Annotated in this window: 23 protein-coding genes and 1 riboswitch; of the genes, 20 read left to right on the top strand and 3 right to left on the bottom strand. The window is 42.7% G+C overall.

The genetic code is table 11. From position 1 onward, the window contains the following. Window positions 1–26 precede the first annotated feature (26 nt). Window positions 27–872 carry an aldo/keto reductase gene (locus ECA1_RS09505; RefSeq protein ID WP_005229282.1) on the bottom strand — a complete coding sequence of 282 codons (846 nt, stop codon included), beginning with the start codon at window positions 870–872 and terminating at the stop codon, window positions 27–29. Between the two features lie 163 nt (window positions 873–1,035). Between ECA1_RS09505 and ECA1_RS09500 the strand changes: the two genes are divergently transcribed. Next, on the top strand, window positions 1,036–2,040 hold the full coding sequence (locus ECA1_RS09500) for a nucleoid-associated protein (protein WP_005229284.1): 1,005 nt from the start codon (window positions 1,036–1,038) through the stop codon (window positions 2,038–2,040). A 195-nt stretch (window positions 2,041–2,235) separates the two neighbouring features. On the opposite strand, the gene ECA1_RS09495 is transcribed toward ECA1_RS09500, so the two are convergent. Continuing rightward, window positions 2,236–2,595 carry a YxeA family protein gene (locus ECA1_RS09495; protein ID WP_060792344.1) on the bottom strand — a complete coding sequence of 120 codons (360 nt, stop codon included), beginning with the start codon at window positions 2,593–2,595 and terminating at the stop codon, window positions 2,236–2,238. Window positions 2,596–2,841: 246 nt separating this feature from the next. On the opposite strand from ECA1_RS09495, the gene tuf reads away from it, so the two are divergent. The 14 genes from tuf (at window position 2,842) to ECA1_RS09425 (ending at window position 16,925) form a co-directional block, all read left to right on the top strand. Further along, window positions 2,842–4,029: an elongation factor Tu gene (gene tuf, locus ECA1_RS09490; RefSeq protein ID WP_005229289.1), complete on the top strand. Its 1,188-nt coding sequence runs from the start codon at window positions 2,842–2,844 to the stop codon at window positions 4,027–4,029. Window positions 4,030–4,241: 212 nt separating this feature from the next. After that, the gene (locus ECA1_RS09485; RefSeq protein ID WP_005229291.1) at window positions 4,242–4,871 is read left to right on the top strand and encodes a lysozyme family protein; all 630 of its coding nucleotides are present in this window, start codon (window positions 4,242–4,244) and stop codon (window positions 4,869–4,871) included. Between the two features lie 158 nt (window positions 4,872–5,029). Then, window positions 5,030–6,865, top strand: coding sequence for a DNA primase (gene dnaG, locus ECA1_RS09480; RefSeq protein WP_060792343.1), 1,836 nt, complete (start codon window positions 5,030–5,032; stop codon window positions 6,863–6,865). 23 nt (window positions 6,866–6,888) lie between these two features. Then, complete coding sequence (rpoD, locus tag ECA1_RS09475) at window positions 6,889–7,995, top strand: RNA polymerase sigma factor RpoD (protein WP_005229298.1); 1,107 nt, start codon at window positions 6,889–6,891, stop codon at window positions 7,993–7,995. A gap of 308 nt (window positions 7,996–8,303) precedes the next feature. Beyond that, window positions 8,304–10,199 carry a cell division site-positioning protein MapZ family protein gene (locus tag ECA1_RS09470; RefSeq protein WP_060792342.1) on the top strand — a complete coding sequence of 632 codons (1,896 nt, stop codon included), beginning with the start codon at window positions 8,304–8,306 and terminating at the stop codon, window positions 10,197–10,199. 118 nt (window positions 10,200–10,317) lie between these two features. After that, complete coding sequence (locus ECA1_RS09465; protein ID WP_060792341.1) at window positions 10,318–11,025, top strand: AzlC family ABC transporter permease; 708 nt, start codon at window positions 10,318–10,320, stop codon at window positions 11,023–11,025. Beyond that, the gene (locus tag ECA1_RS09460; RefSeq protein WP_015510078.1) at window positions 11,018–11,335 is read left to right on the top strand and encodes an AzlD domain-containing protein; all 318 of its coding nucleotides are present in this window, start codon (window positions 11,018–11,020) and stop codon (window positions 11,333–11,335) included. The genes ECA1_RS09465 and ECA1_RS09460 overlap by 8 nt, the downstream gene beginning before the upstream one ends. A 34-nt stretch (window positions 11,336–11,369) precedes the next feature. Further along, window positions 11,370–12,233 carry a CvfB family protein gene (locus ECA1_RS09455; RefSeq protein WP_060792340.1) on the top strand — a complete coding sequence of 288 codons (864 nt, stop codon included), beginning with the start codon at window positions 11,370–11,372 and terminating at the stop codon, window positions 12,231–12,233. Window positions 12,234–12,342: 109 nt separating this feature from the next. Further along, window positions 12,343–12,792 carry a ferric iron uptake transcriptional regulator gene (gene fur / locus ECA1_RS09450; RefSeq protein ID WP_010749227.1) on the top strand — a complete coding sequence of 150 codons (450 nt, stop codon included), beginning with the start codon at window positions 12,343–12,345 and terminating at the stop codon, window positions 12,790–12,792. Window positions 12,793–13,026: 234 nt separating this feature from the next. Then, entirely contained in the window at window positions 13,027–13,917 is an 891-nt protein-coding gene (gene xerD / locus ECA1_RS09445; RefSeq protein WP_015510075.1) for a site-specific tyrosine recombinase XerD, read from the top strand. 14 nt (window positions 13,918–13,931) lie between these two features. Beyond that, on the top strand, window positions 13,932–14,681 hold the full coding sequence (locus tag ECA1_RS09440; protein ID WP_010749229.1) for a segregation/condensation protein A: 750 nt from the start codon (window positions 13,932–13,934) through the stop codon (window positions 14,679–14,681). Beyond that, window positions 14,674–15,258, top strand: a complete 585-nt coding sequence (gene scpB / locus ECA1_RS09435; RefSeq protein WP_005229316.1) for an SMC-Scp complex subunit ScpB — start codon at window positions 14,674–14,676, stop codon at window positions 15,256–15,258. The genes ECA1_RS09440 and scpB overlap by 8 nt, the downstream gene beginning before the upstream one ends. 2 nt (window positions 15,259–15,260) lie before the next feature. Continuing rightward, the gene (locus tag ECA1_RS09430) at window positions 15,261–15,977 is read left to right on the top strand and encodes a pseudouridine synthase (protein ID WP_060792339.1); all 717 of its coding nucleotides are present in this window, start codon (window positions 15,261–15,263) and stop codon (window positions 15,975–15,977) included. A gap of 79 nt (window positions 15,978–16,056) precedes the next feature. After that, window positions 16,057–16,181, top strand: a riboswitch (FMN riboswitch). 150 nt (window positions 16,182–16,331) lie between these two features. Continuing rightward, the gene (locus tag ECA1_RS09425) at window positions 16,332–16,925 is read left to right on the top strand and encodes an ECF transporter S component (protein ID WP_081091729.1); all 594 of its coding nucleotides are present in this window, start codon (window positions 16,332–16,334) and stop codon (window positions 16,923–16,925) included. A gap of 59 nt (window positions 16,926–16,984) precedes the next feature. On the opposite strand, the gene ECA1_RS09420 is transcribed toward ECA1_RS09425, so the two are convergent. Further along, entirely contained in the window at window positions 16,985–17,200 is a 216-nt protein-coding gene (locus tag ECA1_RS09420; RefSeq protein ID WP_005229322.1) for a ferredoxin, read from the bottom strand. Between the two features lie 26 nt (window positions 17,201–17,226). Here ECA1_RS09420 and ECA1_RS09415 point away from each other — a divergent pair, with 26 nt between their 5' ends. From ECA1_RS09415 to rpsA, 5 genes are all read left to right on the top strand, one after another. Beyond that, a complete protein-coding gene (locus ECA1_RS09415; RefSeq protein ID WP_060792337.1) occupies window positions 17,227–18,222 on the top strand; it encodes a helix-turn-helix domain-containing protein in 996 nt (331 codons plus the stop codon). Continuing rightward, on the top strand, window positions 18,216–19,598 hold the full coding sequence (locus ECA1_RS09410; RefSeq protein WP_010749234.1) for a RecQ family ATP-dependent DNA helicase: 1,383 nt from the start codon (window positions 18,216–18,218) through the stop codon (window positions 19,596–19,598). The genes ECA1_RS09415 and ECA1_RS09410 overlap by 7 nt, the downstream gene beginning before the upstream one ends. Window positions 19,599–19,670: 72 nt before the next feature. Continuing rightward, complete coding sequence (locus tag ECA1_RS09405) at window positions 19,671–20,288, top strand: LysM peptidoglycan-binding domain-containing protein (protein ID WP_010749235.1); 618 nt, start codon at window positions 19,671–19,673, stop codon at window positions 20,286–20,288. Between the two features lie 105 nt (window positions 20,289–20,393). Next, on the top strand, window positions 20,394–21,065 hold the full coding sequence (gene cmk / locus ECA1_RS09400) for a (d)CMP kinase (RefSeq protein WP_010749236.1): 672 nt from the start codon (window positions 20,394–20,396) through the stop codon (window positions 21,063–21,065). Window positions 21,066–21,277: 212 nt separating this feature from the next. Next, window positions 21,278–22,492: a 30S ribosomal protein S1 gene (gene rpsA / locus ECA1_RS09395; protein WP_060792336.1), complete on the top strand. Its 1,215-nt coding sequence runs from the start codon at window positions 21,278–21,280 to the stop codon at window positions 22,490–22,492. The last annotated feature ends 108 nt before the right edge of the window (window positions 22,493–22,600 follow it).

Below are 22,600 nucleotides of genomic sequence, written 5' to 3'. Positions count from 1 at the left end.
AGGCTTCTCCTTTATAGAGAGTGAAATTAAAACCCTGTCGTATCTGGATTGGTCGCTTTCCCAACCACACCATCTAATTGATCGATCGTTTTCATGTCCTCTTCAGATAGCTCAAAATCAAAGACGTGAATGTTTTCTTCGATCCGACTTGGTGTGACTGATTTTGGTAATGGCAAGAAACCATGTTGTAAAGACCAGCGTAATGCAACTTGAGCGATTGATTTTTGATGCTTTTCAGCTAATGCTTTCATTTCTGGTACATCAAAGATCTTCCCAGTACCTAATGGGCTGTATGCTTCAAGCAATACATCGTGTTCTTGGCAATAAGTCACGACTTCTTCTTGTAACTCGCCAGGTGCAAGGAAAATTTGATTGACCATTGGGAAGATAGTCGCTGTTTTTTTCAATTCTTCAAAATGATGTGGTAAGAAGTTGCTGACGCCGATCGCTTTGATTTTGCCTGCTTGATACAACTCTTCAAAAGCACGCCATGTTTCTGCGTTCGCTGTTTGCCAATTGTCGCGAAAAGCCACTGGATTTGGCCAATGGATCAAGAAAAGATCGATATAGTCTGTTTGTAATTTTTCTAAAGATTCTTCAAAAGAGGACATCACAAGATCATAAGAATGGTTCGCATTCCATAATTTTGTAGTCAAGAAAAGCTCTTCGCGGGGAATGCCGCTTTCTTTGATCGCTTGACCAACACTGGCTTCGTTTTTATAGCCTTGTGCTGTATCAATATGGCGGTAACCTACTTCTAGTGCTTTTTTGACTGATGCTACGGCAACGTCGCCGTCTGGTGTTTGCCATGTGCCAAAGCCTAGCTCAGGGATGGTCACATTGTTTGATAACGTATAGCTGTTCATGTTCATTCCTCCGTTTTCTGTGATACTTCTAGTTTAGCAGACGAGGCAGGAATTTCCAATGATTGCACCTTTTAAAAAGAAAGCGAATGTTGAAGGAAAATGCCGATTCGCTCTTGTCAGTTCGCCTATTTATTTTGTACACTAGACAAATGGATAAGGAGCGTAACCAATGGATATTTATTTGAAACATGCGATTTTACACATTGTGGACCGTCAAACAGGCGATCCAGTTTTTTCTCAAGTTGAACTTGATTTAACAACGGAATACATTCGTGATTATTTGACGAAGAAAATACAGAAACTTGCTACACCGCAAACCAAAACAGGTCGTTTACTCGAAACTTCAACGATCGCTCAATTGGTCAAACAAGCACCAGACGACTTTATCGCAGCCAGTGAAGCGATCGTGCAACGCTGGTATGAAGCGTACAAGGAAAGTGAAGATGCGCCAAGTGCGGATGCGTTTGTCGTCTTATATGAATTAGATACAAGAATGCAGCTGGCTTTTTTGAAGGTCAATTATCAAGATGGCTATACGCATTTTATTGATAATGGGGAGGCTGGGATCGAAAATAATTTGATTTTGCATCGTGCCTTACTAGCAGGTAAAACCCAAAAGGCAGATGAAGGGATCACGATCGATGTGGAGAGCTTAGACTTTGAACTGATTGAAAAGAAATATAGCTTTTCAGGTGAAAAATACGCCTACTTTTCAACAAAAGTCATTGATGCCGAACCGATCCCATCTTTAGAAGAAAATGTCAAAGTCATCAAAAAAGTAGCCGAAAAAATTGGTCAGAAATTTGAAACACCCACCTATAACGTTGTTGCCGATTTGAAAGAAGCGGTCTACGACACGATCGAAGAGTCTGGTCATATCGATGTGAGTGAAGTGGCGCAAAAAGTCTTTAAAGACAATATTACTGCTCAGCTTTCATTTCAAGAAGAAGTGGTTGAAAAAGGATTCGTCAATCAAGCACCGATGATGCGGGATGTTCGTGAGATCTCGGAGAAAAAATTTGGTAAGCAAAAACTAAAATTATCGAATGGAATCGAATTGATCGTTCCTTTGGATGTTTACCGAGATCCGAATTTGATCGAATTTATCAATAATCCCGATGGCACGATTTCCGTAACGATCAAAAATGTAGAAGAAGTGATTAATCGGATGTAACAAGAGCTGTTTCTAAGCAGACGATGGCAGAACAAGTACAAAAAAGCGGCTCTTTGTCAATAATGAAAATGGAGCTGAAGAATCAATTCTGATTCATCAGGCCCATAAATTATAGAGCACAAAAAGCAGGGCGTCCTCATTTAGAAAGAGGACGGCCTGCTTTTTTACAGACGCTTGCTTGATCGACAGCAGCAATTATTGAGGGGTCAACTTTTCAAGAGCTGCTTGAGGAACGTCTTCTTCAGAAACTTCTTCCCAGCTTATAACGCCTTTGTTTGGATTGACCAGTAGTTTCAAATAGGCACCTTCTTTCAAAGGAGCGGAACGGTGTTCATTCATTTTGACCGTTTTGACGTCACCAGAGGCGCTGTAGGCTGTTTGTGTATAACGATAGATGTTTTCAACGACCCCCTCGTCACTGACTTCGGTATCGTGTTCGCCTTCACCGTTGATAACTGTATAGTAGTCACTTCCACCATAGTAATAGTCATAAGTAAGGAAGCAGCCGCCAAGGAAAATTGCTGTAAAAACCAGCGCTGCAATGATTTTCTTCACATTTCTCACCTCATCTTCTATTATTCATAAAAACTAGGCTTGCGTCCAATGGATCACAAAAAGCAAAGAAATTCTTAGGGATTAGCTGCCGAGACCTCTTGCTTGACTTTGACTAATTTTGACCTATAATAAGGGTAGATTTAAACTTACAAAAAATAAGTTAATCCTTATCTCTTTGGAAGCGTAAATCGCAAAAATATGATTCGAGTCAACCAACGACTCAACTTTCTCTAGGAGGGAAACAATATGGCAAAACAACATTATGATCGTAGCAAACCCCATGTCAACATCGGAACGATTGGACACGTCGACCATGGGAAAACCACCTTGACTGCTGCAATTACCACAGTTCTTGGGAAAAAAGGGCTTGCCAATCCGCAAGATTACGCAAGTATCGACGCGGCTCCTGAGGAACGCGAACGTGGTATCACAATCAATACTGCTCATGTGGAATATGAAACGGAAAAACGGCACTATGCCCATATCGATGCACCTGGACACGCGGATTATGTGAAAAATATGATTACAGGGGCTGCTCAAATGGACGGTGCAATCTTGGTCGTATCAGCGACAGATGGCCCAATGCCACAAACACGGGAGCATATTTTGCTTTCTCGTCAAGTGGGTGTGAAACATTTGATCGTCTTTTTGAATAAGACGGACCTTGTCGATGATGACGAGTTGATCGATTTAGTTGAAATGGAAGTCAGAGAATTGCTGACTGAATATGATTTTCCTGGCGACGACATTCCTGTGATCAAGGGCTCTGCGTTAAAAGCCTTGGAAGGGGACCCAGATGCTGAAGCAGCGATCTTAACGCTGATGGATACAGTAGATGAATATATCCCAACGCCAGAACGTGATACTGACAAACCATTGTTGTTACCGATCGAAGATGTCTTTTCGATCACAGGACGGGGGACCGTTGCTTCTGGTCGGATCGATCGCGGCATGGTAAAAGTCGGGGATGAAGTAGAAATCGTCGGAATCAAACCTGAAACACAAAAAGCAGTCGTGACAGGGGTAGAAATGTTCCGCAAAACGATGGACTTCGGAGAAGCTGGCGATAACGTAGGGGTATTGTTACGGGGCATCACCCGTGATGAAATTGAACGTGGCCAAGTGTTAGCAAAACCAGGTTCTATCACACCGCATACGAAATTCCAAGCGGAAGTCTATGTGTTGACAAAAGAAGAAGGCGGTCGCCATACCCCATTCTTTAATAATTATCGCCCACAATTTTACTTCCGTACAACGGACGTAACTGGGAATATCGTTTTACCAGAAGGAACGGAAATGGTGATGCCTGGTGACAACGTAACGATCGATGTGGAATTGATCCATCCGATCGCTGTAGAAAATGGAACGACCTTCTCGATTCGTGAAGGTGGACGAACAGTCGGTTCTGGTATTGTCACCACGATCGAAAAATAATGATGAGTGAAACAGTGCTTCCTTTTGAAGAAGCGCTGTTTCCTTTTTCTTGTCAAAAGATCGCCAATCCCTCAGTCAGCTTAGGATTGCTTGTTTTTTTCTAAATAATCTTGTGATTTTATTAAGGATTTTTTAGGAGAGAAAAAATTCTAGTCAGCCCGTTCATTTCATAGTACGATAGATTCTGACTTAGAAAAGATGGGATGTATTTGATGAGAAAAATTCGACGTTTCCTAGGATTTATACTGAAGCTGGCCCTCGTGCTGCTACTGATCGGGGCAGGGGTTTGGGTCTATCGAAACTACACGGCATTGAAAGCTGTCTATGCGTATGAAGAAGCAATCGCGCAACAGACGCAAGCCCACGACATCTCTGAATATCAGTCATTAGCCATGAGCATCATGCTGACGGAGTCAAAAGGACAAGGCAACGACCCGATGCAAAGTTCTGAAAGTGTTTATGGAAAACAAAATCAGTTCGATACGCCAGAACAAAGCATCGAACAAGGTGTTTCCTATTTAGCAGAGTTGATTGAAAAAGCCGAGCAAATGAACTGTGATCTTTGGACCGCCGTACAGGCGTATAATTTTGGTACAGATTATATTGATTATGTCGCTGCCCGAGGGGGAGTAAACACCTTAGAGTTAGCAGAAACATATTCCAGAGAGGTTTTATCTCCATTGTTAGGCAATGATACTGAACAAACCTATCGTTACTGGGGCATCCAATCCGTTTTTTATAATGGTGGTCACCTGTATCATAACGGCGGCAATTTATTCTACGCTGATTTAATAAAAATGAATCAATGGAAGATCAATGTTACGGCGCGTTTCTTTTCATAAGCGTTGTAAAATAAGTGAAACAAAAAAGCTTGAAATACAAATAAAATATGGTAAAATCATTATGAGTGATTCTGTCTAATTATTCTTCGCACTGATATCTATTAGTGCGTTTTTTTACCTAGTAAACCGATGAATACTTACCAAATGGAGGTGAGTGGATGGCACGAATTCCTCAAACGGTCATTGACGACATTCGCGAACGTAGCAATATCGTCGATATCGTAGGACAGTATGTCCAGTTAAAGAAGTCTGGAAAAAATTATTTTGGTTTGTGTCCGTTCCATAATGAAAAATCACCTTCTTTTTCCGTTGCAGAGGACAAACAAATTTTTCATTGCTTTGGTTGTGGTCGTGGTGGAAATGTGTATGGTTTCTTACAGGAGCTTGAAGGGATCAGTTTTCCAGAAGCAGTCGTCAAAGTAGCAGAAATGAATGATATTCCTCTTGATCCGCAATATCAGCAGTCTGAAGGCATCAATGAAGCGACCTCACAAACGAGTCAATTGATTGCGTTACATGAAAAAGCCGCCGAAGTCTATCATCACATGTTGGTGAATACGGCTGCTGGACAAGAAGCACTTGATTATTTATTAGATCGTGGATTGACGATGGCACTGATCGAAGAGTTCAATATTGGCTTTGCACCGAATGAACGCTCGTTTTTGGAGAAAGTTTTTTTGAATGAAAAAGCCAAAGCAGAGTTTTTTCCTGATACAGGACTCTTTGTTCAGCGCAACGATGGCTCACTGGCGGATCGCTTTTACCAGAGAATCATGTTTCCGATCCGCAATCCTCAGGGGAAAACGATTGGTTTTTCTGGTCGGTGGTTAGCAAGCGAAAAAGTCGGTGATCAAGACCAACCAAAATATTTAAATAGTCCTGAAACGATTCTTTTCAATAAACGCGAGGTTCTTTTCAACTTTGACAAAGCGCGACGAGCGATGCGTAAAGATGGTCAAGTGTATTTATTTGAAGGATTTATGGACGTGATCGCCGCTTGGCAAGCAGGGATCGAAAATGGGATCGCCTCGATGGGGACCAGCCTGACCAATCAGCAGATCGCTCACATCGAGCGAGTGGCACAAGAAGTGATTCTTTGTTACGATGGAGATAGTGCAGGGGTTGAAGCCACGAACCGTGGGATCGATCTTTTGCAAAACAATAGCCGCTTGAAATTATCTGTGGTTCGAGTGCCGGAACGGATGGACCCAGATGACTATTTGCGCAAATATGGGACAGAAGCTTTTTATAAATTAGCTGTACATGGGAAAGAAACCGTCTTTGCTTTCAAAATGGATTACCATCGAGCAAATCGAAATTTGGCCAATGAGAAAGAGCAGCTAGATTATGTCCAAGTCGTTTTAAAGGAATTACAGCGGGTGGATTCTTTGCTGGAGCAAGACCGTTATTTGACTCAGTTGTCCACAGAGTTCAACTTGAGCCGTGAGACCTTGCAGCAGCAGCTCAAGCAAAACCGGCAAGAGCAGCAGCCGCGGCAAGATGCACCGCCGCCAGCGCCAACAACCAATCCTATGGTCTTTACGCCGCCAACGCGGCAGCAGCCCAAAACACAGGTAGAAAAAGCACAAGAATTATTATTGTACCGTTTGTTTCATGACAGTACGTTAAACCATCGCTTTCGAGCGAGTGGCATATCCTTTATCCATGATCGTTACCAACAGCTTTATCTGCTGTTTGATGCGTATATGGAAACAGAAGAACACTTTGTTTTAGCAAAGTTCTTAGATTTTTTAAAAGAAGATTCAATGAAAAAAATGGTGATCGATATTGCAGATCTTAAAGCTTCTGAGGAAGGGACTGAACAAGAATTTCAGGACATTCTGCAGGTATTTCAAAAGTCGGGCATTGCTGAAGAAATCAATCAAAAACGAATCCAGCAGCAAGAAGCAAGACAAAAAGGAAACCAGCAATTAGAACTTGAACTTGCGATCGAAATCATTGATTTGACCAAACGGTTGAAACAAGCTAAATAGCGAACTGAAAGGGGCTTTCTTTCATGGCAGAAGAAACAAAAAAAACGTATGACAAAGCAGTTGCCGAATACATCCGAGAAAACAAAACAAAGGGGCAAGTTGTTTACGATGACATTACGAATCGTTTAGCAACGCCGTATACTTTGGATGCTGATGCAATGGACAAATTAATTCAAAAACTGGAGGATTCAGGCATCAGTGTCGTGGATGAAAATGGAGAGCCTTCAGTCCATAGTCTAAAGAGCAATGAAAAACGACAAGAAACACAACCTCAAGAAGATCTGTCTGCACCAACTGGTGTGAAAATCAATGACCCCGTTCGGATGTACTTGAAAGAAATCGGTCGTGTGCCGTTATTGACCGCAGAAGAAGAAGTGGCGCTCGCACTGAAAATCGAAGAAGGCGATCAAGAGGCAAAACAGCGTTTGGCAGAAGCCAACCTACGTTTGGTCGTTAGTATTGCCAAACGTTATGTGGGTCGAGGAATGCAATTCCTTGATTTGATCCAAGAAGGAAACATGGGCTTGATGAAAGCCGTTGAGAAATTCGACTACCGCAAAGGGTTCAAATTCTCGACGTATGCGACCTGGTGGATCCGTCAAGCGATCACCCGTGCGATCGCTGACCAAGCGCGAACCATTCGTATTCCTGTGCATATGGTGGAAACCATCAACAAATTGATCCGTATTCAACGGCAATTGCTGCAAGACTTAGGGCGCGAACCGACACCAGAAGAAATCGGCGCAGAAATGGATCTGCCGACGGAAAAAGTTCGTGAAATCTTGAAGATCGCTCAAGAACCTGTTTCATTAGAAACACCGATCGGTGAAGAAGACGATTCTCATCTAGGTGATTTTATTGAAGACCAAGATGCCACAAGTCCAGCAGAGCATGCGGCTTATGAGCTGTTGAAAGAGCAGCTAGAAGATGTACTGGATACGTTGACTGACCGTGAAGAAAACGTGCTGCGCTTGCGTTTCGGAATCGATGATGGTCGTACTCGGACATTAGAAGAAGTCGGCAAAGTCTTTGGGGTAACGAGAGAACGGATTCGTCAGATCGAAGCAAAAGCATTACGGAAACTACGCCATCCATCTCGTTCAAAACAATTGAAAGATTTCTTAGAATAATCAAGGTTTATCGACTTTCCAAAGGAACCCTTTGGAAAGTCTTTTTTATTCAGTTTCTGTCCTCTCGACACAAGATTGGTAAAGAACTTAATAAAAACGTAACCAAGCAAGTGTTGGCTAATTGCCAAGAATGTGATAAATTTAATTTTGTGCATCTGCATCAAAACGTAACAAACAACGAAGTGTCAAAAAAGACCCATTATTTGCTGGTCTAAAAAAAGAAGCAGTAGGTACAGCAAGCGTCTGATGAAAGAGGCGACTGCTTCATAAAAGGAAATGCAAAAAACAAAAGGAGTCAGTTTGAATCAATGAAGAAGACATGTCCTGAATGTGGATTTCAAGCAATAGAAGAAACACCCGTTTGTCCCAATTGCGGGTTCCAATGGAACCAGGCAAAGGAGAATGAACTGGAACCAACATCTGACTCTTCCGTTACGCCAGAAGAGCCACAGAATAAAAATGATGATATTCGCTGGTCAGACTTTAAAAACGTCCCGATCGGAAAAATGGAGGAGCACTTAGGTGATCGGCCATCCTCAAATGAAGAAACGATCGACCTCGCGCAGCAAGGGACTTTTTCCGATGAGCAACATGTAACCCCCACATCAGCCTCTAAGAAAGAAGCTGAGGAAAAAACGGAAGTAGAAAGTTCTAGCGCAACGCAAGAGCATGCGACATCAGCCAGTGAGGAAGCAAGTGAAACCGATGCATTAAGTACGGAGGAACAGCATGACGCTGATATTTTGGCTGCTTATATCCGCCAACACAAACTTGATGAAGAAGAAAAAGCCGCTGCTCTAGAAGCAGAAGCCGCCACTGATGATTTGTCTGCTACTGAAGAAGAAAGTCAGGAACAAGCCAGTGAGGAACCTCTACTGATAAGCGAAGATGAACCAGTGACGGATCCGGTCATTGAAGAAGTGAAGAAGCAGCCAGAACCAGTGATCGATCCAATTCCTGAGCCGATCACCGCAGCGGATGAAGCACCGAAAAAGGCGACTACTGAAGAAAAAACGTCGACGCCTAGCGAAAAAAAGAAGCGTCCTCGCAAAGCACTCTATATTACAGCGGCTTGTTTATTAGTGGCAGCTGGTGGCGGTTGGGCGTACTACTATCAACAGCAGCAACAAGAAACTGCCCGCCAAACGCAACTGGCGCAAGAAAACCGTACACTCGATCAAATTGAAAATGAGCTGAATGATTTTTATACAAATGATGAACGAGTGTTCATTAAAAACGACAAAACATCAGAACAGCTGACGGCTGTGACGAATCAGTTGGCAGAGTTTCAAGACCATGAACGGTACGATGCCTTGTCACAAGAAGCAGCGACAATTGCTGACAAATTAGCAGCTTTGACCGAGATCAACAGCTATTTTAGCAGTCCTGCCGTTGTGGAGGATCAGTTGGAAGAAGTTTCATTGAAAGAAGCAGCTGCTGTCACAATGGCGAAGCGTGAGAACGGGGATGCCTTTGATGAGTTGATCAATCAAGCCATCGACATGGGACAAAAAGAGTTCAGCGCGATCGAGGAAGTTCAAAATGCAGTGAAGAGCATGGTGGCTTTAAGTGGTGATGGTGAAGCACCTGCAAGTGTCACCCGCGAGAACTACAATGCCTTGATGAAAAAAGTCCAAGCTTTACCAATTGATTCATTGGTGGAAAGTCTTACGACTGAATTGCGTAAAGTCGATACTGCGTTGACGAAGCGTGAAACCGCTACGCAAGAAGCAGCGGCGCAACAACAAGCTGCCCAAGAAGCAGCACAAGCGGCGGCTTCCGAGAACAACGCTTCAGGTTCGAGCGGCGGTTCTACAAGCGCTGCGACGCCAGCACAAAGTACGTCTGAAGAAGAGTATGTGCTTTCGCCAAATACGCCGACAAACACCAATAATCAGCCAATCATTCCAGCCCGTCAAAGTGATTTGAATGATGTAAACAATAGCGCTTGGGTATGGGCAGATGGTGTCCAAGAAAAAATCATCGCCACAGCGATTGCCCGTGGTTACGTGGTTGAAGGTGGGTATACTTTTGAACGCGTGCGGATCGTCAACGGCGAAGGCTATTACAATTTTTATGCGACAAATGCCCAAGGCAGCTTGCTTAAAGGAACGGATGATTCAGCGTTCCCGCTATACTTATTTACGGTAAACGCCAAAACTGGCTATTTCAGAGGCAATGGGAACGATCACACCGTTCGCTAAGTCTCCTGAGTCACTAGAAAACTTTCAGAGTTATTACATGTACATGTGAAAAACACTTGTTTCCCTTCCCTGTTTTCGATATGATGAAAGATAATCGTTCAAACAGGGAGGGTTTTTTGTGCAGAAAATAGAAAGATATGATCGCTTTGAAGATGGGGTCATTGCTTGTGTACCAACGATTCTTGGGTACTTAGGGATTGGTTTTGCGATGGGGGTCGTGGGAAAAGGCGTTGGGTTGTCGATTCTTGAAATTATTATAATGTCTATTATTGTCTATGCAGGCAGTGCTCAATTTATTATTTGTGCATTACTCGCGATTCAAGCACCTTTCATGACGATCGTCGCAACCGTCTTTTTAGTGAATTTACGACATTTCTTAATGAGCTTATCAGTGGCTTCCTATTTTAAAAAGACTCCTTTGCTTTCTGCTATTGGGATTGGGACGCTTTTGACTGATGAGTCCTATGGCGTTTTGACGACGTCACTGCAACAAGACAAACCAGTCACAGCGAAATGGACCCATGGGTTGAACGTGATGGCGTATTTGAGTTGGATCTTCGCAACCTTTTTGGGCGGACTATTAGGCTCGTTTATTCCAGATCCAGAAGCGTTAGGCTTAGATTTTGCCTTGGTAGCCATGTTTGTTGGTCTTTTTTTATTTCAAGTAGAGCGACCACTCAAGAAGAAAACTCAGCAAACGCTCTTAGTACTCGGGGCAGTTGTGGGGACATTGATTTTATTTATGCGTTTTTCTACTGCTGAGATCGCGGTAATTGCTGCGACCTTGGCAGGATGTTTGGTTGGGACGGTGACACATCATGACTAATTTTGTTATACTAATGCTAGCATGTGGGTTGGTTACTTGGATTCCGCGGATCGTTCCTTTTTTATTTTCTAAAAAGCTCGTATTTCCAAAACCTTTCACCATCTTTTTGAGTTACTTGCCGTTGTGTATTTTGGCGGCATTGTTGGTTCAAAATTTGCTGATCTTTCGAGAAGGGCAATTTCCCATCTTGAAAGTCAAAGAAACTATTGCCTGTATCCCAGCATTGTTGGTGGGGTATTATACAAAAGATTTGATGAAGATCGTTATCACAGGTGTTATTGCTATGGCACTGCTGCGTTTCTTTTTCTAGCAACGGGCAGTTTTTATGAAGAAGGAGAGAATAGATGAAAGACTTATTAGCATCCGTATTTAGCGGATTGATCATTGATGAAAATGAACAGAATTATTTTGTTCAAAAAGGCGGGGTTACCTTCCGACTAGCCAAGGAAGAAGGCGAACATCATTTAGGTGAAGCCGTCGAAGGGTTTGGCTATCAAAACCAAAAGCAAGAAAATGTACTCACTACGAATATTCCGAAAAGCCGCAAAGGGCATTATGCCTTTGGTACAGTCACAGGAAGCCGTCGCGACTTAGGCGTTTTCGTCGATATCGGTTTAAAAGACAAGGACATGGTGGTTTCATTAGATGAATTGCCAACAATGCGGGAACTTTGGCCCAAAAAAGGCGATCGTTTGATGGTCAGCTTGCGCGTCGACGACAAAGAGCGTATATGGGCTTCGTTAGCAGATGAGAAAATCTTCAAGGCACTGAGTAAGAATGGTACGGAACAGATGAAGAATCAAGATGTTACAGGTACCGTGTATCGCTTAAAACTAGCGGGAACCTACTTATTGACGGATGATTTTTATATTGGCTTCGTCCACCCATCAGAGCGCTATCAAGAGCCGCGTCTTGGGGAAGTTGTCAAAGGACGAGTGATTGGGGTTCGTCCAGATGGCGTCTTGAACCTTTCGTTGAAACCAAGAGCCCACGAGGCGATTTCAAATGATGCCGCCATGGTCCTAACCTTTTTAGAACGAGCATCAGAAAATAAAATTCCTTTTACCGATAAATCAGCACCAGAAGAGATTTTACAAACTTTTGGTATTAGTAAAGGCCAATTTAAACGGGCGTTAGGAACCTTGATGAAACAGCGTTTGATTGAGCAAAAAGATGGCTTTACGATTCTTGTTAAAAAACCTAATTGAGAATACTTGTTTCTTTTGCTGTTCTAATTTATAATGATTACAATGTTTGTCTTGAGTGATTCTCACTCAAATTAGAATCGTTATAAATTAGCGGCATACGGAGGCAACTATGAACACAACAGCAGCGTTAAAAAAGACCAAGAAACAATTGCACGAGTCGGGGTTCAAATTAACTCCTCAGCGAGAAGCGACGTTGTTGGTCTTATTAGAAAATGAGAAAGATCATTTATCCGCCGAAGAGATTTTCTTCTTTGTGCGCAAAAAAAATTCTGAGATTGGCTTAGCAACCGTCTATCGAACATTGGAGATTTTGACGGATTTGAAAATCGTCGATAAAGTCAGTTTTAATGACGGTGTCGCTCGTTATGACCTACGTAAAGAAGGCGCCAAACATTTCCATCATCACTTGTTGTGTTTGGAATGCGGCAATATCGAAGAGGTTGAAGAGGATCTGTTGGGCAGTGTCGAAGAGATCGTCGAACAAAAGTACCATTTTTTAGTAAAGGATCATCGGTTGACATTTCATGGTGTCTGCCAAAAATGCCAAAACAAAGCCTAGTGTCTGTAGCTGGGCAATTTGAAAAAATTTTGTTATCACCCGAATGATAGTCAGATGGTTTCAATAGGAAGAGTGCTCTTTTTTCCAATTTGAAAGAAACCAAAAAATCTGCTATGATTCGGGTGTTTCCTTGGGCAAAAGATACGGGTAGATGCCTCTTTTTTTGTTGGCAAGCTACTATCTAAACGAGCCAGAATTTGATATGATAAAAAAGCTGAAAGTAGAGGAAGCCCCATGAACGAACAAATTATTGATTATCTTCATTATTTGACCATTGAGCGCGGGCTATCCCAAAATACCCGTGCCAGCTACCAGCGGGATCTGCAACAGTATCTTGCGTTTTTACAAAAAAAACAAGTGACGCAGTGGCAACAGATCGACCGAGTGATCGTTTTGTCTTTTTTGCAAAGTCTGCAAGAGGCGGGAAAATCCTCGGCAACCGTGATTCGGATGGTTTCCAGTTTGCGAAGATTCCATCAATATTTGCGTCAAGAACGGTTGACAGATCATGATCCGATGCAGCATATTGATTCGCCGAAAAAACAGCAGAAGCTACCTGATACTTTGAGTTTGCAGGAAGTGGAGCGCTTGATCGAAACACCAGATACGCGAGCGGTGTTGGGTATTCGTGATCGAGCGATTTTGGAAGTGATGTATGCGACAGGCTTGCGCGTCAGCGAGTTGATCGGTTTGAAATTGAATGATTTGCATTTAAGTATGGGCTTGTTGCAAACAACCGGGAAAGGCGACAAAGAACGGATCGTCCCACTAGGGGATTTAGCGATTCAATGGATCGAAACATATCTCAGCGATGCACGTCCGTATTTGACGAGAAAAACACCGGATGAAAGCCACCTGTTTGTAAACAACCACGGTACGCAGCTGTCTCGTCAAGGGATCTGGAAAAATTTAAAAGCCTTGGTTCGACAAGCTGGGATCACCAAAAATGTGACTCCCCATACGCTGCGCCATAGTTTTGCGACTCATCTATTAGAAAACGGCGCAGATCTGCGAACGGTTCAAGAGCTGTTAGGACACGCAGATATCTCGACCACTCAGATTTACACGCATATAACGAAGAAACGGATGACGGAAGTGTACAAGCAGCACTTTCCGCGCGCCTAGAAATCGAGGATGGAATGGAAGAAATCAAAATAAAATTAGCTGTCTTTGAAGGACCGTTGGATTTGCTGCTTCATTTGATCAAAAAACTGGAAATCGATGTTTATGACATTCCAGTTGCAACCATCACCGAACAATACATGCAGTATATCCATGCCATGAAAATTTTAGAATTAGAAGTCGCTGGTGAATATTTAGTCATGGCGGCAACTCTGATGGCGATCAAAAGCCAGATGCTGTTACCGAAACAAGAGCTGATTGCTGAAGTGGAAGAGTACGAAGAAGATCCACGGGATATGCTGGTGGCACAGCTGCTAGAATACCGCAAATTTAAGTATGCAGCCGAGCAGCTTTCCGAAAAAGCGGAAGAGCGCAGTTTGTATTATACGAAAGATCCGATGGATGTCGATGAATACAAAGAGGAAGAAGATCAGTTAAGAGCCAATCAATTCAATACGATCGATCTCTTTTTGGCTTTTCAAAAAATGATCGAGAAAAAGAAAAATCGCCAAGTACTAGAAACCAAAATTTCTCCTGATGAAAGCACCATCGATGAAAAGATGGCGGCGATTCAGCTGGAGATGCAACATGTCAGTGCTAAAAAAGGCCGCAGCTTTGATTCGTTTTTTACGACCTACAATAAAACAGAAGTTGTGGTGACCTTTATGGCACTGTTAGAATTAATGAAAAAAGGAACGATTCGAGTAGAGCAATCAGACAATTATGCGTCGATTCTGCTCTATCCAACAGGTAAAGAAGATGAGTAAATATAGTGAATTAGAAGCGATCTTATTCGTCGTCGGTGATGAGGGGATCGGACTTGAAGAATTGAGTTACTTAGTCAAAAGCAATACTGCCAGTGTCTATCAGCATTTGCAGGAACTAAATCAGCAATATGAAGAAAATGAACATACTGCGTTGCATATTCTTGAAGTGGGCAATCATTTTATTTTGACCACCAAGAAACAATTTGCCCCTTTATTGAAGAAATATGCTGAATCACCGATGGGCAGCTCGTTGTCTCAGGCCGCTTTAGAAACGTTGTCGATCATTGCTTACAAGCAGCCGATCACTCGGATGGAAGTAGAAGAGATCCGCGGCGTCCAATCTAGCGGATCGGTTCAAAAATTGGTGGCAAAACGACTGATTGAAGAAAAAGGCCGCGTTGACGGACCAGGACGAGCGATCCTATATGGTACGACGGAATACTTTATGGATTATTTTGGCTTAAAAAGTTTGGCTGAATTACCCGATATCCAATCCATGGAAGATGAACTTGAAGAAGATGCACCGTTTGATCTTTTTTACGACCGCTACAAACAAGCAGAAACAGAAGGAGAATGAAGATGGAACGTTTGCAAAAAGTGATTGCCCATGCTGGCATCACCTCAAGAAGAAAAGCTGAAGGATTGATAACTGAAGGCCGAGTGCGTGTCAACGGGCAAGTGATCAAAGAATTAGGGGTCCAAGTTAGCTCAAAAGATGTTGTTGAAGTCGATGGTGTACCAATCGAACAAGAACAACACGTCTATTATCTATTCTACAAACCTCGTGGTGTGATCTCAGCTGTAACGGATGATAAAAAGCGCAAAGTCGTTTTGGATTATTTTGCTGAAGTTCCTGAACGGGTGTATCCCGTCGGGCGCTTGGACTATGATACCTCTGGTTTGTTATTGCTGACAAATGATGGGGAATTGTCACAGACACTGATGCATCCGAAACACGAAGTCGACAAAGTGTACGTTGCCAAAGTCAAAGGGATTGCGGATAAAAAGCAGCTGCTTCCATTGACAAAAGGGATTCGGATCGAAGGTCGTAAGACGGCACCTGCTCGCTTTGAGATCTTGTCGACAGACCAAACAGCGCAATCTAGTATTGTGCAATTGACGATCCACGAAGGACGCAACCATCAAGTCAAAAATATGTTAAAAGCAGTTGGTTTGCCTGTGCAAAAATTAAAACGGGAAAATTATGGTCCGTTAGATTTGAAAGGTCTTCGTCCAGGGGAATATCGAGAATTGTCGAAGAAGGAAGTCAGTCAGCTGAAAAATAGTGCAAAATAGTTGAAAAGTATCTGAAAACGTAACTATTGTTAATTTTTAGATTTTGTGTATAATAGAACATGTAATAAATAGAATAAAGGTTCGTCTTCAGGGGCAGGGTGCAATTCCCGACCGGTGGTTATAGTCCACGACCTATTTCTTCGGAAATAGCTGAATCGGTGAAATTCCGATACCGACAGTACAGTCTGGATAAAGAAGATAGAGCGTATTTGATTTGCTTATGGCTATTTCGAATGCCCTCTTTTTTCCCTGTGGAAAAAAGAGGGCATTTTTTGTCTGGCGCCGACAAGAAAGCCGAGGAAATTTAATAGGTTCGTTTGAAGAGGAATCCTGAACTTAGGAGGATTTATACTGATGAACAACAAAACAAGAAAAATGGTGACGATCGCCATGTGTGCTGCTATGGGAACAATTTTGCAATTTATCGCTTTTCCGATTTTCCCAGCATTCAGCTTTTTAAAGATCGATTTTAGTGATATTCCCGTGATGATCATGATGTTTTTATTTGGTCCTTGGAGCGGGGTATTGACTGCTTTCATTCGTTCGGTGCTGCATTTGTTCTTATCTGGTTTTTCACCTACTGATATGGTGGGGGATACGGCAAGCTTTTTAGCATCATGTGCCTTTACTTTGCCAATGTACTACTTTTTCCGCAAAGGTATTCACACCAAAAACAAAATGGTTGGTGTCATCAGCGGTATCTTGTCGGTAACGATTTTTATGAGTGTGGCGAACCTATTTGTGATCACACCGCTTTACCTGCGCTTTTTCGGGGTCACAGCCGATCAATTTTTAGGAATGTCTTTGCCGCAATATGTGGCGATCGGGATCTTACCTTTCAATTTGGTCAAAGGCGCAATCGTCAGTGCTGTCTTTTTAGCACTTCACGCCAAACTGCTGCCATGGTTGGCTCGTAAGCAGCCCCATCATTCTGCTATAGGAAAATAAAAAAATGAGCCGACTTGCTGTTGCAGACGAAAGGTCTGTCAATGGCAGGTCGGCTTTTTTTATTTTTCCATGATAATCGCACGGGTAGGGCATTTACGATAAGCAGTTTTGACTTTTTCTTGTTGGTCTTCTATGATAAACTGTTGCCGAGCATTCGGTTCTTGGGCAAATAAAACGATCCCGTCTTCATCATAATCGAAGATCTCGGGGGCATAGATCGCACATAGGCCACAAGCAATGCAGCGCTCAGGAATAATTTTACAGCGTTGTGACATTTTTTAGTCCTTTCTGGAGGGGAAATATGGATTCTTTTATTTTAGCGCTGTTTTCTGATACTGACAAGCTGCGCCCATCAACACTTTATCAAATTCTCATTGGTAAGCGTACTAGCTCTGTCTTGAGTTATGCCTTTTTTTATGATCGCTTAGGTCTCTTTCAATCGTTGCCCCAGTTGAATGAGAAAGCGTATCAACAGACGCTCGCTGACTTGATCCAACGAGGGGCTCTAAGTCGAGATTCAGATGGTCTGCTGCTCAAAACGACCGCTATAAACAGCCAGCAGCCAGGTGAACGATTGTTGCGGTATGCGAATTACTTTCGTTATGGACGAACGACGGAGGAGGCTTGGCGTTTTGTTCGGCTGCTGGTTCAAGCAGCTGCGTATCAAGGCGTGACCAATCAGTATATTCCCGTTGAAAACACGCCACTCTATACAGAACCTGTCCGTCAGCTGATCCGTCACGATCCTGACATCAAAAAGTGCCTGTATCAAGAGCTATCAGCAATTTTTGACCAGCTTCCCGCAGAAGTGGCAGATTTTTTAGCGGGCACCTTATCGGGTCCAGATATTCTAGGGCAGGCGTTTTTTCAGCTTTTACCAGAAAATGTTCAAAGTAAGCCTTGGGACACTCTTTATGTAGGAGCTTCGATCCATCAATTTTTAACCTTGATCGAAAAAACGCCCCTGACGATCCTGTTTCGAGGATTGTCGCCTTTTCTAAAGAGAAATTTAAACCAAAGCATGGTGGAAAGCCGATCATTGTTTTTGCGAGGCGATTCTGTCGAGCAGATTATGGAAAAAAGAAGGATCAAACGAGGAACTGTTAATGATCATTTGATTGAGTGGGCATTGCTTGATCCAACGTTTCCTTTTCAGCGCTTTGATACAGCGTTGTTGAAAAAGCTGCCAGAAGCTTCTTGGAAAAATAGCTATCAAGAATTACAGGCGCTTCTTACGACTGATTTTTTGACGATTCGTTTGTTACAGATTGCTCAGAAGCGGGGGATTCGATGTTAGAAGATGCACTGAATCAGTATTTTGGTTTCAAAACATTCCGCCAAGGACAAAAAGAAGTCATCGAAAGTGTTTTAGCACAGCAAGATACGTTAGCGATTCTGCCTACTGGGAATGGCAAAAGTCTGTGCTATCAGCTGCCAGGGTACCTAGTAGACGGGATCGTGATCATTATCTCGCCGTTAGTCTCTTTGATGGAAGATCAAGTCTACGGCTTACAAAAGCAAGGGGAAAAACGCGCGATTGCGTTTAATAGTCAATTGGACCTTGCTGATCGCCAGTATGTGATGCAGCATTTGCAGAAGTACAAGTTTTTGTTTTTAAGTCCAGAAATGATCGTACAAGAAGCTGTTTTGCATCAATTGGAACAGGTTAAGATCGCCATGCTCGTGGTGGATGAAGCCCATTGTGTTTCGCAATGGGGCATTGATTTTCGACCAGAGTACTTGCAGCTTGGTGAAGTAAAGAAACGCTTGAAGGCACCCGTTACGTTAGCATTGACGGCTACAGCAACAGCACAAGTGGAAGCAGACATACGGCAAGTATTATTAGCAAAGAACGCCAATGTCTACCGTTATTCGATGAACCGCAGCAATATCGGCTTGTTCGTAGAGCAAACGACAGACAAAGATGCGGCATTAGCAGACTATCTCAGCCGCTTAGGCGGGGCTGGGATCATCTACTGTTCCACAAGAAGCAAAGTCGAAGAAGTCTATAACAAACTGCGTCAGCGCTATTTGGTAGGCTATTATCATGGTGGTCTCGCGAGTGATCAAAGAAAAACGTTGCAGCAGCAGTTTTCTCAGAATAAATTAAAATTACTCGTTGCTACCAATGCGTTTGGGATGGGGATCAATAAGGAAGATATTCGCTTTGTGATCCATTATGATCTACCTGATTCATTAGAGAATTACAGTCAAGAAATCGGGCGAGCTGGTCGTGACGGCAAACAAAGCAATGCGATTTTGCTTTATCAGGAACATGATGAGCAGATCCATTACTTCTTTCAGCGAGAAAACAAAGAAGAACGCCTTGCTTTAGAACGAATGGTTCAGGAGAAGAGGAAAGAACCCTTGACACCGTTGCAAGAAAAGTGGCAGCAAAAAATGAAAGAGTTGGGAACTTCCTTTTGGCTGGAAACATTAAAACGCAATGAACAGCAAAAACAAGAACAATTACAGAAAATGTTGGCTTATATTCATTTTACAGGTTGTCGCCGACAATTTTTACTGGCGCATTTCGGAGAGGAAGCCCAGGAGAATCCTTATTGTTGCGACAATGACGGGATCGAAATAGCGGGTGAAGAACAGCTGCCCGAGAAAAAGGAAGCCCATCATTGGCAGGAACGTTTAATAAAAATTTTTAAAGATATAAATTGAATCGTATTTTGTAGGACAGTTTTTATTTACCTATGGTATAATACATCGGAAGGAAACTAGGAGGGAATACGAGTGAGCAAGAAAGACAATGACTACAATTCAGAAAATCAAGAACCGTGGGAACAACCAATCTATGATACAGAATACGATGATTCTGCATCAAGATCCCAACAAAGAAAACAAAAGCGTGGGAATTCACTCTTTTTGACGATCGTTTTAGTTTTGCTTTTCTTGATCGTGGCAATTCCGGTTGGTGCCGGTATTTGGGTATTGAACCATAACAATGATGCCCCAACCACAGCAAGTTCGAGCAGTACTGTAGAAAGTACGACAGAGTCTTCAACAACCGAATCATCAACGACGGAATCATCCACTACGGAATCGACAAGTGAAACGAGTTCGTCAACAAGTGAATCAAGTTCTTCTAGCAGTTTTTCTGCGCCAGCTTCATCAACACCTTCAAGCAGTGAGCCGGCACAAGAACAAAACAATGCTGGACAAGATACTACCCAAAATAACCAAGGGCAAGGCGCTGCTGGTAATGAACAGTATACCACTGTGCAAGCAGGTGAAGGTCCTGAACAAGTGGCAGCTCGTACAGGTATCTCAGTTGAAACCCTATATCAATTAAATGGGATTGATCCGAACAACTACATGCTTTACCCTGGCGACACGTTAAGAGTTAAATAAAAAACCGCTTTGGCGGTTTTTTTTCTTGAAAGAGAGAAGCCAAGGTGGACGATAAGCAGAAACGATGAAGGAATACACATCGTTGGGAAACGAGGAGTAAGAAAAATGAAAAAAATCAACATCGCTATTGATGGTCCTGCGTCATCTGGGAAAAGCACAGTGGCAAAAATCATCGCGAATGACCTGGGATTTATTTATACGGATACCGGTGCCATGTATCGAAGCATCACGTATTTAGCTTTAAAAACGGGCTGTTCACTTGAAGATGAAGCGGCGATCGCTGCTTTGATCGATCAATACCCCATCACTTTTGAACCGACTGAACACGGTCAAGAGGTCTTTGCGGGAGGAGAGCAAGTCACAGAAGCGATCCGTCAGCCAGAAGTAACCAACGCAGTTTCGAAGGTGTCGGCATACCCTGCGATCCGCGAAAAACTCGTCCAACAACAGCAGATGATCGCTAAAGATGGCGGTGTCGTGATGGATGGCCGCGATATTGGTACGGCGGTTTTACCACAAGCAGAAGTCAAAATTTTTCTGGTAGCAAGTGTGGAAGAACGCGCACAGCGCCGTTTTAAAGAAAATCAGCAAAAAGGGATCAAAACCGATTATGAGACGTTGAAAGAAGAGATCCAGCAAAGAGATTATCTGGATTCTCACAGAGAAGTCTCCCCTTTGAAACAAGCGGAGGATGCGGTTCGAATCGATACGTCTGGTTTAACGATCGAGCAAGTCGTCGAAGCAATCAAAAAAACCATCAAAGAAAAAATTGATTAACAAAAACAATGGGTGTTCCCCATTGTTTTTTTATTTTTCGAAACCAAAAGATGAAAGTGAGTAAGAAAACAGAGGTGAAAAGACTTTTTTAACGAAAAAACCGTAGTTTTTTAGGAAAATAAGAGAAATCGCTTTATTTTTTTTTCATTCTATTTTAAACTAAAAGATGTAGTGCAATTATTGCAGAATTGTTGGTTAGGAGGACATGAGAGATGACAGAATTTGAAAATAATCAGGTTGAGAGTGGAAATGAATCAATGGAAGCCGCTTTAGACAATTTCCAAGAAGTAAAAGTTGGAGATATCGTTAAAGGTGAGGTATTGGCCATTGAGGATAAACAAGCGATCGTAGGGATCGAAGGCGCCGGCGTTGAAGGCGTTGTTCCTGCAAAAGAATTATCAACTTTACCTGTTGAAGACATCAACGAAGCAGTCAAAGTTGGGGATGTCTTAGAATTGGTTGTGATTTCAGCAATTGGTAAAGACAAAGAAAACGGCAGCTATCTCCTTTCTAAACGTCGCTTAGACGCGAAAAAAGTTTGGGAAGATATCGAAAAAGATTTCCAAGAAGGAAAAATCATTGAAGCACCAGTCACCAACGTCGTTAAGGGCGGGTTAGTGGTTGATGTAGGTGTTCGTGGGTTTGTCCCAGCATCAATGGTCGAAGACCATTTTGTTGCGGATTTCGAAGATTACAAAGGGAAAACATTGACCTTCAAAATCGTTGAGATCGAGCCTTCAGAAAACCGTTTGATCCTTTCTCATAAAGCAGTTGTCGAAGCAGAAAAAGCAAAACAAAAAGAAGCTTTATTAGCTGATTTATATGAAGGACAAGAAGTAGAAGGAAAAGTAGCGCGTTTGACCGACTTTGGTGCCTTCGTAGACCTTGGCGGCATCGATGGACTTGTCCATGTCTCTGAAATTTCTCATGGACATGTTGGCAAACCGAGTGATGTTTTATCTGTTGGCGATACCGTCAATGTGCGTATCTTATCTGTTGATGCAGACAAAGAACGTGTGTCACTTTCGATCAAAGACACATTGCCTGGACCTTGGACCAATATTGAAGAGCAAGCGGCTGTTGGCAGTGTCTTGACGGGGACTATTAAACGCTTGACAAGCTTCGGTGCGTTTGTGGAAGTCTTCCCAGGTGTTGAAGGGCTGATCCATATTTCACAAATCTCCCATAAACACATTGCGACACCACATGAAGTCTTACAAGAAGGTGATGAAGTGCAAGTGAAAGTGCTTGAAGTGAACCCTTCAGAACACCGAATCGCATTAAGTATCAAAGCATTAGAAAAAGCCGAAAACACCAATGAAACACAAGAGGTTTCAGAGGATGATTATCAATTGCCAGAAGAATCAACTGGTTTTACTATGGGTGATATCTTAGGCGATGCCTTAAAAGACAGCGACGAAGAGTAATTGTATGCCATCAGCTTATAACGATTCGATGTTTGAATTTGTTATAAGCTGGTTTTTTGTTTGTCAGGAAAGCTTGCAACTTTCCATGGCTTTAGGTAAACTAAGTAA

The sequence above is a fragment of the Enterococcus casseliflavus NBRC 100478 genome (genome assembly GCF_001544095.1).
Taxonomy (GTDB): Bacteria; Bacillota; Bacilli; order Lactobacillales; family Enterococcaceae; genus Enterococcus_D; species Enterococcus_D casseliflavus.
Note: the sequence above shows the minus strand (reverse complement) of the source record. Positions and strands in the feature narration are given on the sequence as shown.